General features: G+C 46.1%; 12 protein-coding genes. All 12 read left to right on the forward strand.

Translation table 11 applies throughout. The features are described from left to right. Positions 1-33: 33 nt before the first annotated feature. Positions 34-4,410, forward strand: a complete 4,377-nt coding sequence (locus FXV78_RS14200; protein WP_004840622.1) for a SpaA isopeptide-forming pilin-related protein — start codon at positions 34-36, stop codon at positions 4,408-4,410. Continuing rightward, on the forward strand, positions 4,376-5,170 hold the full coding sequence (locus FXV78_RS14205; protein ID WP_004840620.1) for a class B sortase: 795 nt from the start codon (positions 4,376-4,378) through the stop codon (positions 5,168-5,170). Before FXV78_RS14200 ends, FXV78_RS14205 begins: the two co-directional genes overlap by 35 nt. A 564-nt stretch (positions 5,171-5,734) precedes the next feature. Then, positions 5,735-5,914 carry a hypothetical protein gene (locus FXV78_RS14210; RefSeq protein ID WP_023923658.1) on the forward strand — a complete coding sequence of 60 codons (180 nt, stop codon included), beginning with the start codon at positions 5,735-5,737 and terminating at the stop codon, positions 5,912-5,914. Positions 5,915-5,951: 37 nt separating this feature from the next. Continuing rightward, positions 5,952-6,152, forward strand: coding sequence for a UPF0175 family protein (locus FXV78_RS14215; protein ID WP_009245978.1), 201 nt, complete (start codon positions 5,952-5,954; stop codon positions 6,150-6,152). 270 nt (positions 6,153-6,422) lie between these two features. Further along, the gene (locus tag FXV78_RS14220; protein WP_004840611.1) at positions 6,423-6,944 is read left to right on the forward strand and encodes a type II toxin-antitoxin system PemK/MazF family toxin; all 522 of its coding nucleotides are present in this window, start codon (positions 6,423-6,425) and stop codon (positions 6,942-6,944) included. 304 nt (positions 6,945-7,248) lie between these two features. Continuing rightward, on the forward strand, positions 7,249-8,409 hold the full coding sequence (gene metK / locus FXV78_RS14225) for a methionine adenosyltransferase (protein WP_004840608.1): 1,161 nt from the start codon (positions 7,249-7,251) through the stop codon (positions 8,407-8,409). Continuing rightward, positions 8,409-9,380 (forward strand): DUF3991 and TOPRIM domain-containing protein, encoded by a 972-nt coding sequence (locus FXV78_RS14230; protein WP_004840607.1) that lies wholly within the window; start codon positions 8,409-8,411, stop codon positions 9,378-9,380. The genes metK and FXV78_RS14230 overlap by 1 nt, the downstream gene beginning before the upstream one ends. Positions 9,381-9,790: 410 nt before the next feature. Beyond that, complete coding sequence (locus FXV78_RS14240; RefSeq protein ID WP_105084818.1) at positions 9,791-10,036, forward strand: glutamyl-tRNA amidotransferase; 246 nt, start codon at positions 9,791-9,793, stop codon at positions 10,034-10,036. A 64-nt stretch (positions 10,037-10,100) separates the two neighbouring features. Next, positions 10,101-10,940 (forward strand): VirB6/TrbL-like conjugal transfer protein, CD1112 family, encoded by an 840-nt coding sequence (locus FXV78_RS14245; protein WP_039959274.1) that lies wholly within the window; start codon positions 10,101-10,103, stop codon positions 10,938-10,940. Positions 10,941-10,952: 12 nt separating this feature from the next. Then, positions 10,953-11,432, forward strand: coding sequence for a DUF4313 domain-containing protein (locus FXV78_RS14250; RefSeq protein WP_004614588.1), 480 nt, complete (start codon positions 10,953-10,955; stop codon positions 11,430-11,432). A gap of 6 nt (positions 11,433-11,438) precedes the next feature. Beyond that, positions 11,439-11,882 (forward strand): PrgI family protein, encoded by a 444-nt coding sequence (locus FXV78_RS14255; protein ID WP_004840601.1) that lies wholly within the window; start codon positions 11,439-11,441, stop codon positions 11,880-11,882. Then, a complete protein-coding gene (locus tag FXV78_RS14260; protein WP_004840600.1) occupies positions 11,879-14,209 on the forward strand; it encodes a VirB4-like conjugal transfer ATPase, CD1110 family in 2,331 nt (776 codons plus the stop codon). The genes FXV78_RS14255 and FXV78_RS14260 overlap by 4 nt, the downstream gene beginning before the upstream one ends. Positions 14,210-14,272: the final 63 nt, after the last annotated feature.

Here is a 14,272-nt window from a genome sequence, read left to right on the forward strand (position 1 = left end):
CTGCGGTATTTTTAACGAAAAAAGGAGAATGCAATGAAGAGCAGAAATATCAAAACAAGACTTGCAGCCTTCGGGCTCGCATTGCTCATGGGCCTTAGTCCGCTTGGAAATTTGGCGGATGTCCATGCGGCAGAAAGTGAAATTTCACAGAATGCTGTGACAGAAAAAGAAAGTAAGACAGAATCGGATCATCCGGTGTCGGAAATTTCTGAGCAGACAGTGACTGCAGAGGATATCACCAAAGATGTTTCCGACAAGGAATTTATGGCAGAGACCTGCATGGAAGGGATTCAGTATGATCCAGAAAAAGAGGATGTGACTTTGGAACGTATCGAAGCAGAGGATGGCAGTGCGTATCATCCAGACCAGGCAGGGACTTATGTCGCAACGTACTGGGTTGTGCCAAAAGATGAGCGTGACAGCTACTCTATTACCCGTAAGATTATTCTGACCGATACGGAAGGGCAGGCCCATGCAGAAGAAAACGGTGGGCAGAAACAGAAGGAGGATACGAAATCCGAAGAAGATTCGGAGACGCCTGTGCAGGAGATCCCGGATGTGGAAGTAACGATATCCGGGGAAGATGCAGATGCACAGGCAGCAAGGGAACTGGAAGAAAAGATTGAGGATGGGGAAGTGATGATGTTTTCCGGTGCAGAGAATACCTTTACTGCAAGAGAAACGGTACATCTGGAAAAAGGAGAAACCATCTACTATCCAAGTTATATTGGAAATTATCTGACCTGTTGGTTTACCGTAAATGGAAAGATTGCCTATTGTCTGGAATCCCATCGTTCTTCACCGCCAAGTGGAGATTATGTGGCACAGGTATTGGACAGCAATAAAAACCTGCAGAAAGTGTTGTATTATGGCTATGGCGGTGCGGGGGATATTACCGGAAGTTATCTGTCTGGTAAGACAAAAGAAGAGAAGTATGTATATACGCATATCGCAGCCAGCTATGCTTACGCAGGTGAGGCAGGATTTACGGGATGCAAGTATGAGGATCTGGTAAAAGCAGGGGTGATTGCCTATATTGACCATCTGTTTGCTATGGAAGAACCGCCGAAAGGGGAGATTTCCCTTTCTAAAACATCCGTAAAAGCAGTCCGTGATGGAAATGTGCAGAAAACACCGGATATCACATTGTCCGGGGATCATCGAAACTATATTTCTGTCAATGTGCCAAAAGACATCGCCATTTATAACAAGACAAAGGGAACTTCTGCAGAGAATGGTACGTTGAAGATTTATGGCGGTGATACGTTTTATCTGACTGCATCCATGCTCCATACCGGAACCTATTCCTCCGGAGAACTGCACGGTTCTGTGGGAGAGACTTGGAGAACTTTGGTGTTATCTACTGGAAACAATAATCAGGATATCGGAGTGTTTGAATCAGAAAAGGCGAATCCGGTCAGCTTTACAGTCAACTGGCTGGAGATGACAAGGATTGAACTTCTCAAAAAAGATGCAGATACCAAGAACCCATTGGATGGCGCAGTCTATGGCATTTATACAGACAGCAAGTGTGAGCATCTGTTAATGGAAATGCCAGCTACCGGGGAAGATGGAAAGGCAGTCAGTGATTACTTTGAGGCAACCATCAAAACCGTATATGTGAAGGAAATTAAGGCTCCAGACAGCTATGCGCAGAGTGATGTGATTCATAAGGTGGATGTGGAAGCCGGAAAGACGGTTACGATCACTGCAACCGATGAGAGGGTAAAAGGCGCTGTCCATATCAAAAAGATTGATAAGGAGACACAGGACTTTCTTCCACAGGGAGACAGTTCCCTTGCAGGAGCCGTGTATGGTCTGTATGCCAGAGAGGATATTGTCCACCCAGATGGAAAGACGGGCGTTTTGTTCAAAAAAGACAGCCTCATCGCGCAGGGGGTGATCAAGGAAGATGGCACCTTAGATTTTTCTGAACTGTATCTGGGAAAAATGTATGTGAAAGAGATCACTCCGCCGGAAGGCTATACGGTGGATCCAACAGAATATGAGGTGACCCTTACCTACGAAGGACAGGAAGTGGCAGAGGTAACCAGGGACCTGACCGTACAGGAACAGGTGAAGAAACAGGCGTTCCAGCTCATCAAGATCAGTGAAGATGGGAATCAGACAGAAACAGACCTTGTGGAAGGGGCTGGTTTTAAAGTGTACCTGGTTAGCAGCCTTTCCAAAGTAAAGAGTGGGGAATTACAGCCGTCCAATGGGGATCAGTTTACAGCGGAAGATTTCCGTGGGTATGATTTCAGTAAAGAAGAGGTGGCAGTGACCTATGTGGATGGCAAGGCTGTGCCGGTGCCGGAACTCATTACGGATAAAAAGGGATATGCCCTTAGCCCGGAACTTCCGTATGGTCTTTATGTGGTAGAAGAAAGTACGGTGCCGGAGAATTTGAAAGCCATCGATCCGTTTTTAGTAAAGGTAGATGAGGACAGCAGAGAGCCGATGGTGTGGCGTGTGTTCGATGACCGTCCGTTTGAATTTTTATTAAAGATTGTGAAAAAGGATGCACAGACAGGCAATCCGGTTTTGAAGGCAGGCGCTTCCTATAAAATCTTTGATATGGAAAAAGAGGAATATGTAGAGCAGACGGTATTCTATCCGAAGAAAGAGACCATCAGTGTTTTCAAGACGAATGAGGAAGGTTATCTGGTCACACCGGAAGAGCTGAAATGTTCTACCTATCGGATTGAAGAAGTGAAAGCGCCGGAAGGATTTGTAAGACAGGGGTATGAAATGTCCTTGTATGAAGGGCAAACTGTGATTTCTCCATTAGAAGTGAGCGAAAAAGGCAGTTACAAAGAAAATGCCAAAGAGGGAATCGTGATTACCGTTTCTTCTGATACTGCCCATCAGATCGATCCGGATACCGGAGCAGTTATCGTGGAAGTCGAGCAGCCAAACGATGAACAGGTGGGAAGCCTGACATTAACGAAAACCGGGGAACAGCCAGTAGAGGTGAAGGGAGATTCCCTGCTTGCAAAAGCCAAGAGACTGGCAGGAAAGATCAAAGATGCAGTGACCGGAGAAGATACCGATACCGGGGTGTTCCATGACTTTGTATATGAAGAATCCGGCGTGGAAGGGGCAACCTTTGAGCTGTATGCTAAGGACACCATTTATTCTCCAGATGGAACAAAAGATGAGCAGGGCAATCCGGTTATCCGCTATGAAAAAGATGATCTGGTAGCAACCCTGGTCACAGATAAAGAAGGAAAAGCAGTAGTGAACAATCTTCCACTGGGTTCTTATTATCTGAAAGAAACGGTGGCAGGCGACCATTTCGTACTGAATCCGGAACAGAAGGAATTTACCCTGACCGCAAAGGATGATACCCAGGCAGTGGTTTACGAAGGGGTTGCCTATAAAAATGAAAGACAGAAGATTTCCATTTCTATAGAAAAGAAGGATGCAGTCACAGAAGAGAAGCTGGAAGGCGTTATCTTTGGATTGTATGCAAGAGAAGATATCCTGTCCCAGCAGGGTGAGGTTCTTGTAGAAAAGGATACGCTGTTGGAAAAGAAAGCAACGGATGAGAACGGACAGCTTACTTTTGACAGCGACCTCTACCATGGGAAATATTATGTGAAAGAGGAAGTGAGAAAACCGGGGTATCTTTCAAATGAGGAAATCTGGGAAATCGATGCCTCTTATACAGACCAGAACCTTGCAGAAATCCAGCTGACCAAAGAGGTGGAAAACCAGCCGACTGAGAGCCAGTTTACGAAAACCGATGCTACAACCGGGGAAGAACTGGAAGGAGCCAAGCTGCAGATCATCGATAAAGAGGGCAACATTGTGGAAGAGTGGATCAGTACGAAAGAACCGCACGTGGTATATGGACTGCCAGAGGGAACTTATACGCTCCATGAAGAATTGCCGCCTTATGCAGAGGGCTATGTATCTGCGGAAGATATCGAGTTTGAAGTAAAGGAAGATGGCAGTGTGACCAAGGTGGAGATGAAGGATGCCTATTCCAAAGTGGAAATCTCCAAGACGGATATTACCACAGGCAAAGAACTGAAAGGAGCCAAGCTGCAGATCTTAAATAAAGAGGGTGAGATTCTGGAAGAGTGGGTAACGGACGGGAAACCTCATCTGGTAGAGAAACTTCCAGTAGGGGAGGAGCTGACTCTGCGTGAGATCACCGCACCGGAAGGTTATGAGATTGCAGAGGATGTGAAATTTACACTGGAAGATACTATGGAGATTCAGAAAGTGGAGATGAAGGATGCAAGAACACCGGAAACACCGGGTGTACCGCAGACAGGGGATAATCACTGGAAACCAGTCCTGCTGTTTGTTCTTCTGGGAGTATCAGTAGCCGGACTCATGGTAACCATAATTTATAAGAAGAAACATGGAAAAACGGAAAAAGCGAAAAAAGAAGAATAAGCTGTGGATTCTGCAGTCAGTATTGTGTGCTGTCTGTATGTTCAGTGCAGCGCTGCTTTATTATGATTATGTGGCCGTTCCCCGGCAGAACAGGGAACTGGTGGAGGAGTTAAAAACCTGCTTCCCGGAGGATATTCCTCCGGGCGGGGGCTCTCCGGGACAGAAACCAGAACAGGCTGGAAGAGAACCGGAAGTGTCTGCCATTGACCTTCGATCCCTCCAGAGTAAGTATCTGAATGTTCGGGGCTGGCTTACGATCCCGGAGAGTGGCATCGATTATCCGGTACTGCAGAGCAATGTGGAAGATCCAGAGTATTATCTGCGGAGAGATTACCGGGGAAACTACGACATCAATGGAAGTTTGTTCTTCCAGGCAGACTGTATTCTGGGAGAATCCGGGAATCTGACCATCTACGGTCACAACATGAACAGCGGTGCAATGTTCGGGAATCTGGATCAGTACGTCTCCTATGATTACTGGAAAGCACATCCCAAGGTGTTTTTTCAGACACAGGAAGGCATGGAAGAATACCAGATAGCGGCAGTTTTGAAAGCCGATGTGTCCATGTTTGACTTTCAGCAGGCATCTTTTCACAGTCCACAGGGTGCGGAGGCTTATGTACAGCAGGCAAAAGCGCTGTCGCTGTTTGAAACAGGGGTAGATGGCATAGGTTGTGAGAAAACTCTGACACTGGTGACTTGTTCTTATGAGTGGAAAGAAGCCCGGAACATCCTTGTGGCAGTAAAAGTAGGGACTTAAACGGGGAAAGTGTTCAAAGATAGGTACTTTCTTCTGCTCTCTGGATATATCCTGCGGTGATCTGGGGCAATTTCCTGCGGGAAGTGTTCAAAACCACTCCAAAAGTGCAGAATGTGAGACGGGATGGAAGTCGGAAAGTGATGCTACGGAACAAAAAGTGTTCGAAGTTAAGGAACGTGCAACAAGTTGTGGCGGCTTGTGTAGTCTTGTAGTGTTGGAGGAGTGTTCAAAAGTGGGTGCTTTTCCAGCCCTTTGGTGACTTTTTGGAACTGAAGTTGCCGGGAAGTGTTTGAAAGTACCCAAAAAGTGCAGAATGTGAGACACAACTGCATGAAAAAGACAGTACCATCATAAAAAAAAGGTGTTCGAGGATGTAGGATGCACAACGAAATGTGGCGTGATGTAGTGTCAGAAAGTGTTCGAAGACTGAGACTTTCGCAGCTATCTGGATGTATCTTCTATCTATCGGAAGAGTGTTTTCAAGAAGTATTTAAAAATAGAAAAACTCTGTTCAACTGCCTGAAAAAGCGTTACAATCATTCCATAAAGACAGGGAGGTGTTCCATGGAGCAGAAAGAACAAACAAAGTGCATGGGTTCGGACGGAATGCAGAAAATGAACGGTGTTATCAATGCCGATCTCATGACTGTGGAAGAGATTCATCAGAAGCTGGACGCAGGATACAAGGATATGGAAAACGGAAGAGTACGGGAGGCATCGGAAGTCTTTGCAGAATTTCGATAGCAGCATGAAACAAAATAAATGTGAAAGGGGGAAGAAGATGCAGGTTGTTATTGAGATACCCAAAGAAGTATTGTACGATACAAAGCAAACGATAGAACAAGCAACAGACTTTGCAAAAAGTGTAACTGCATTAGGATTTTATAAGCAATATGGGGTATCTGTGGAATTGTGTTCCCAGGTTGCTGGCATAACAGAGAAAGAATTTTTATCAGAAGTAAAACGTAGTTTTATAGGATAGCAAAAACCAGATGCGTAGAATGTGAAATACAAGGTCTTTTGTTCTTGACAAGTGTGTCAGAAGCGGTTACACTATGCCTAGTGATCGCACTACAGAAACTTGTGAAGCCTGTAGTCCGGAGAGACTCCTACGGGGGTCTTTTCGTTATTATAGGACAGATAAGAAATGGTTTTGGGTGGTGTAAGACTTATTGAAAAGCCTAAAAAGTAGTTGAAGATACACATTGGGTGAATTATAATGAATTTTATCATATATGAGTAGGTGATGCGAATGAATCAGGAAGCACAGGAATATTATAATATTGCCAGTTGGACAAAAGATAAAGTAAATTACAATCGGGTATCAAAATTTAATACGAATAAACATAGACAGGTTTTACATGGGCAAATATGGTTTTGTGATTTGGGATATAACATAGGAACGGAGAAAAATAAAATGCGTCCGGTACTGGTGATGTCCAATAATAAAATCAATAATTCTGAAAAAGTGGTAGTTGTTTGTATTACCGATGCAAAAGGAAAAGTAAACGCAAGATGTTTGCCGATTCAGGATTCATGGTTTTTGTTATATTCTGATACAGAAGATGAAGAAAAGCAAGTGATTCCGGGAAGAACGATACCAGCGTCTATGCATACTTATGAATTTTTGGATAAAGACAGTATGATCCAGTGTGAGGAGATACGTGCAGTTAGTAAGGCAAGGCTGGATGCAAATCGAGGATGTATTGGTACTTTAACACCGGAAGATTTTAATCTTGTAAAAGGAAAATTCAAAAGAGCATACAACCTGTAAAATGTGACTGCTAAAAATTTGTTGACAAAGAGAAGGTAGTTGCATATAATAAAGAAGAACAGAGATACTATGATTAAGTCCCACGCTTGAGCAATCAAGATACAGTGGGTACTTTATAAATGTTTAAACGAAGCCGTAGGACCGTAAGGTATAGCTTCTGGAGGCTCCCCAGTTTATCTGGGGAGTTTTTCTTTGGAAAGATTTATGATAATAAAAAAATGAAAGTAATAAGAAAGCTGGCAGGATATGTTCCCGTAAAAAGGAAGGTATCCTGCCTTTTTTGCATGAAAGAGAGGAAATTCATATGAGAAAATTTTATACAGCAGAAGCAGTAACAGAAGGACATCCGGACAAATTGTGCGACCAGATCGCAGATGCAATCTTGGATGTGTGTCTGAAGAATGATGAAAATTCCAGAGTAGCCTGCGAAGTGCTTGCTACAAAAGGAAATATTATTGTGGCGGGAGAGATTACCAGTGCCTATGAACCGGATGTGTTTGCAGTCGTGCGAAAGGTACTGTCTGATATTGGGTATTCCAGTGAGGGGATTGCAATGGATACCTTTGTCCATCAGCAGAGTCCCGATATCGCAGGGGCAGTCGATACTTCAAAAGAACGAAGGGAAGGAGTGTCTGACAATCAGATGGACTGGTTCCAAGGGGCAGGGGATCAGGGAGTGATGATCGGATATGCCTGTGATGAGACGAAGCAGCTCATGCCCATACCCGTAGTGTTGGCAAATCGAATTGTCCGAGAATTATCTGCTTGCAGACAAAGCTCTTATATTCAGGGAATTCTACCCGATGGAAAAGCCCAAGTGACCGTAGAATATGAAAACGGAAAGCCTGTTCGACTGGACAGTGTGGTAGTGTCCTGTCAGCATACGGAGGACAAGAATCTGAAGAAACTGGAAGCAGAGATCCGAAAAAAGGTGCTTCTTCCGGCACTTCGTCTCCTTCCGCCAGATGAAGATACAAAAATTTTTATCAATCCATCAGGTCGTTTTGTCTGCGGAGGCATGGATGCAGATACGGGACTGACCGGAAGGAAGTTGATGGTAGACAGTTATGGCAGCATGGTTCCCCATGGCGGCGGAGCATTTTCTGGGAAAGACTGTTCAAAAGTAGACCGTTCGGTAGCGTATATGGCCAGATACATTGCCAAGAACATTGTCGCTGCGAGACTTGCCAGCAGATGTCAGGTGTCTTTGGCCTATGCCATTGGGGTTGCCCAGCCGGTCATGGTGCAGGTGGATACGTTTGGTACGGGGAAGGTGTGTGCCGATGACTGTCTGGAGCTGGCAATCCCGCTGGTGTTTGGGCTGACTCCGAAGCAGATTGTGGATAGCCTGCGCCTTACCCGTCCGATTTTCCGACAGACAGCAGCTTTCGGACATTTCGGGAGAAAAGAGTTTCCGTGGGAGCGTACCGATAAGGTGGAGGCTCTTCGCAATGCGGTGATCTGATGGCCTGGATTACTGAAGAAGAGTATCAGGCAGCCAAGCAGGTGAGAGCCTATGAGTATCTGCAGACATACCAACCGGGGAGATTGAAGAAAACAAGGACAAGAAATGAATGGCAGCTTCAGGACCATGATAGTTTTAAGATTAATGAGATCACCAGTAAATGGCATTGGAAATCCAGGAATATCGGTGGAATGTCTGCCCTTCGGTTTTTGATGCAGGTAGATGGCATGGGATATACGGAAGCCGTAAAAATCCTGTGTGAGCAGACTCCTGTGTATGTTCCCAGAGCAGAACCAGCGCCTAGGAAGAAGCCCTTTTCCCTGCCCCTGCCCAATGACAGTTTTTACCGGGTGCGGAGATATTTGAACCAAAGGGGAATCCGGGATGAGGTATTGGATTACTGTGTGCAGCTTGGAATCTTGTATGAGAGCGTTCCATACCATAACGCTGTTTTTGTTGGATTGGATGAGCAGGAGCAAGCAAAGTATGCGTTTCTGCGTGGGATTTATGACACCCGGGGAAAGAGTTTTAAAATGGAACAGGAAGGAAGCAACAAACAGTATAGCTTTTGTGTTCCGCCTTTGGGGAAAAGTCATCGGGTAGCGGTGTATGAAGCCTGCATTGACGCCCTTGCCCATATGACACTGGAAGATGGAAGGACCAATAAGTACCGCCTGTCTCTGGGTGGGATAGCAGCACCAAAAGAAGGGATGGAACAATCACCGAAGAAGATGAAACGCCCGGATGCATTGGAGCATTTCCTAAAGAAGCATCCAGAGGTGACAGAGATTGAAATCTGCACCGATAATGATTTTGCAGGACGGTGGGCATGTGAACAGTTAAAAGAGCATTATGAAAAAGAATATGCTGTTTTCTGTAATCTGCCCCCAATAGAGGGAGCTGATTATGGAGACCTGGCAAAACAGGCATGGGAAAAACAGCAGAAACAGCGAAGGGAACGTGGGAGGTGAAGCGAATGGAAGATACGATCAAAATAGAATTGTTGACACCACTGACAGGAACATTTCTTCCAAATGAGATGGAACAAGATTGGGAAGGAGAGGAATATCATGAATTAGAAGAAGAACAGGTACTCTTTGATGGAGCAGATTTGATACCGTATGTTTCTGAAATTCAAGAGAAGATTGCGGAATACAGCCGTGTCGGACATGAGGATGATAAGACAGATAATCTGATGGATTACTTTGATGGAAGTGCTGCAATCAAAGAAAAAGTATTATCCGCAGTTCCATCCGTGAAAGAAGCCGATGGAGTGCTATATGGCTGTACAATCTTAGAACTAAAGGAATATCTGGAAACGGAAGAATTATCGGAACTGTGTGAATATCTTACCGGACAATATAGTGATGGATGGCTTACTATGACGGTAGGAGGTATCCCGGTGCTTGCAGCCGGAGATCCCCTGTCAGTCATCAATAACCTGTCCACCTTTATCTTCTCCCTGATCCGGGCCATCGGCTTGATCTTATTGGGATTTGGTGTGGTGCAGGTGGGTTTGAGCTTAAAGAGCCATGATCCCAGCCAGAGAGCCAACGGGTTTCTGACGCTGGCAGGCGGTGTCATCATCACCTTTGCAAAAGAGATCCTGGACTTGATCGTTGGGTAGCAGGAAGAGACAGAAGCGGGCAGGGAGGACATCTTCCTGCCCCCGGTAAAGGAGGTGAGACTGTTTGAGTGATAACTGGATCGTGCAGAACCTAAACTCCGCATTATCAACATGGAATGAGAAACTGGCAGAAATCTGGACGCTCCTTACCCAAAGCCCGGAATCCTTTAAGGGCGGGACGATCTGGAGTGTCATCACCGGGATCAACGGGGCTCTGACTGCCATTGGGTATGGACTTTTGGTACTGTTTTTTTCAGCCGGGATCGTAAAGACCTGTGGCAGCTTTACAGACATGAAAAAGCCGGAACATGCCCTCAAAGCCTTTATCCGGTTTGCACTGGCACAAGGCGCCATCATGTATGGCATGGAATTGATGACAGCCCTGTTTTCCATTGTACAGGGGATCGTGTCTACTATCATGGCACAGTCGGGGATGACAAACGGGGGTGTGACAGAGCTCCCGGCAGAGATCGTGGAAAAGATCGAATCAGTAGGGATGCTGGAATCCATTCCCTTGTGGATCGTGACACTGCTTGGAAGCCTTCTGATCACAGTGCTGTCTTTTATCATGATCCTTACAGTATATGGAAGGATGTTCAAGCTGTATATGTATACCGCCATTGCACCCATCCCCATTTCCACCTTTGCGGGAGAGCCTTCCCAGTCGGTGGGAAAGAACTTTATCAAGTCCTATGCAGGGGTGTGTCTGGAAGGGGCGATCATTGCACTGGCCTGCATCATTTTTTCCGTCTATTCTGCCAGTCCGCCGGCCATTGGGGATACGTTCTTAAGTGCAGTGACCATTGTGTGGAACTATGTAGGGGAATTGGTGTTCAATCTGCTGGTGCTGGTGGGTGCGGTGAAAGCATCTGACCGGATCGTAAAAGAAATGATGGGATTATAGGAGGAAAGAACCATGCGTAAAGAAATATATGAGAAAAATGGAAATCAGGAAAGCAGTGATACACTGCCTTTTCATTGGGAATTTGGCAAGGAAGAAATCACCTTGAAAGTGTCCAGCTATGCCTATGGAAACGGGCTTGCGGTTTTGATGTACAGCCAAAGTGAAGGGGAGTTGGAACTATTTGGTGATTTGACGGTGAATCTCCCAGGCGGGTATGGGCTGGAACCCCAAGAAGCATTTGTAAGCGGTGATTTTACGAAGGACAAGCTGGCATTCATCAAAAAGAACAGGCTGGGAAAGGTGCTGCCGGGACAAGCCCGTTCAGGATTTGCCACCTACACCCCGGTGGCATTCGACTTTTCAAGGCTTGCCCAGTATGACCGGGAAGGGGTGGAAGAATTTTGCAGACAATGGGGATTGGATATTCCAAAAGAACAGGAAAAAGTCCAAGGGAAATCGACAGGAAAAAAGAAAAGAGAAAGAGAGAGATAGAAGTATATGGAAGTAAAAATGAATAAAGAGATCCGCAACTATCAGGAGTCCATGTTTATGGGACTGAACTTGCGCCAGTGTATTTTCTCCCTGCTTGCCATCGCTGTGGCGGTAGGGATTTATTTTGGCTTGGGAAAGTATGTGGGACAGGAAATGACCGGGTGGCTGTGCATCTTAGGGGCTGCCCCTTTCGCAGCCTGTGGTTTTTTCCAGTACCATGGCATGAATGCGGAGCAGTTTGCCTGGGCGTATATCAAGTCTGAATTTTTATACCCCAAGCGCCTGCTGTTTCAAAGTGAGGACTTGTACCATGCCTGTATGGAAGAAACACTGGCCCTGGGAGAAAAGACCAGGGGAGATGGTGCAGCCCTTTTGAAAAAAAAGGGAACAGCGGGCAAAAAAGAAACGGATGAAACAGAAAAAGAGAACGGGAAGGAGTGGTGCGTTTGATTAAAACCTTACAACAGGCATTGAAAATGGACCGGGAGAAATTTAAAGTCCCAAGGTCTGTCCAGCAGGCGATCCCGATCCAGCGGATCTGGCCGGATGGAGTATTCCAGTCCGGGACAAAGTTTTCCAAGACCTTCCGGTTTTCCGATATCAACTATGCCATCGCAAGCAAAGAGGATAAGACGGAAATGTTCTTGGATTACAGTGAACTGTTAAATGCCTTAGATTCCGGTGCGGCGGCAAAGATCACTTTAAATAATAGGCAGATCAATAAAGAAGAATTTGAAGCATCCCTTCTTTTGCCAATGAAAGAGGACGGGCTGGATGAATACCGAAAGGAATACAACGAAATGCTGCTATCCAAGGTCAGCGGCACCAACAACAGCATCTATCAGGAACGGTATCTGACGGTCAGTGTCCATAAAAAGAACATCGATGAGGCAAGGACTTATTTTGCACGTGTGGGAACGGATATCATCACCCATCTGAGCAAGCTGTCCTCCATTGGGGAAGAACTGGATGCGGAACAGAGGTTACAGATCTTCCGGGATTTCTTTCGGGCAGATGAACCCCAGTGCTTTCCTTTCGATATGAAGGCATTTGCCAAAAAGGGGAGCAGCTTCAAGGATTGGATCTGTCCCCAGTCCATGGAGTTTTCCAAAGACTTCTTCAAGATTAATGAACGGTTTGGGCGGGTGCTGTATATGCAGGATTATGCCAGTTATGTCAAGGATGACATGATCTCGGAGCTGTGCGATCTAAGCCGGGACTTGATGCTGTCCATCGATATCCTCCCGGTACCCACAGACGAAGCGGTGCGTGAGATCCAGAACCGTCTGCTTGGCGTGGAGACCAATGTGACCAACTGGCAGAGACGCCAGAATGCCAACAATAACTTTTCTGCCATTGTGCCTTATGATATGGAATTACAGCGGAAGGAAACCAAAGAGATGCTGGATGACCTGACCACCAGGGATCAGCGGATGATGTTCGGCATCCTCACCATGGTACATATGGCAGACAGCAAGAAACAGTTGGATTCGGATACGGAGAGCATCTTGTCGGTAGTAAGAAAGCATTTATGTCAGATGGCAACCTTGAAATGGCAGCAAGTGGATGGACTCAATACGGTACTTCCTTATGGCATCCGTAAGATCAATGCCCTTCGTACCCTGACCACAGAATCCACTGCTGTGCTGATCCCTTTCCATACCCAGGAGATCATGCAGCCGGGTGGCATCTATTATGGACAGAATGCGGTGAGCAAAAATATGCTGGTGGCAGACCGGAGGAAGTTATTGAATGGAAACTCCTTCCGATTGGGTGTCAGCGGTTCGGGAAAGAGTTTCTCGGCAAAAGAAGAGATCGTGGACCTTGCCCTGTCTACGGAAGATGACATCTTGATTTTAGATCCGGAGTCGGAATTCGGTTCTTTGGTGGAAGCGCTGAATGGGGAAGTAATCTCCATTTCTGCAACGTCCCATACCCATCTGAACGCGCTGGATATGGACTCCGCCTATGGAAATGACAAGAATCCGCTGATCGAGAAGTCGGAGTTTATCCTGTCCTTGTTTGAACAGTTGGTGGGGGCTGGCAACTTGTCTGCCAAGGAAAAGTCCATCCTGGACCGCTGTACCGCAGATGTGTACCGGGAATATATCCGAAGCGGTTATAAAAGCGAAGTGCCGACCTTGAAAGATCTGTACCGACAGCTCATGCTCCAGCCGGAAGAGGAAGCCAGGGGGCTTGCCTTGTCTTCAGAGTTGTTCATCAATGGAAGCCTGAACACCTTCGCCCAGAAAACCAATGTGGATACGAAGAACCGTATCATTGCCTATGATATCCGGGAACTGGGAGAGCAGCTCATGCCCCTGGGAATGCTGGTCACCTTGGACAGCATCTTCAACCGGGTGATCCAAAACTGGAAGAAAGGAAAGACTACCTGGGTTTTTGCCGATGAGTTTTACCTGTTGTTCCGGTATCAGTACAGTGCGGACTTTTTCTACCGGCTCTATAAGAGAATCCGTAAATACCATGGGTTTGTCACAAGTTTAACGCAGAACGTAGAGGAACTTTTGAAATCGGATACGGCAAGGCTGATGCTGGCAAACAGTGAGTTTTTGATCCTTTTGAACCAGGCTGCCACAGACCGGGACGAACTGGCATCTCTTTTGAACATTTCCGAGAACCAGTTATCCTATATCACCAATGTAGGCGCAGGTAAGGGTTTGATCCGGTGTTCCGGAAATCTTGTGCCATTTGAGAACAGCTTCCCAAAGAATACGAAGCTGTACCGTTTGATGACAACGAAACCAGGTGAATGCTAGTGAAAAAGATATTTTTGAGGGTGCTGCTGAACGTTCTTCGGCAGCATCCTTTTGGGAAGGAGG

It is taken from the genome of Mediterraneibacter gnavus ATCC 29149, assembly GCF_008121495.1.
Classification (GTDB): Bacteria; Bacillota; Clostridia; order Lachnospirales; family Lachnospiraceae; genus Mediterraneibacter; species Mediterraneibacter gnavus.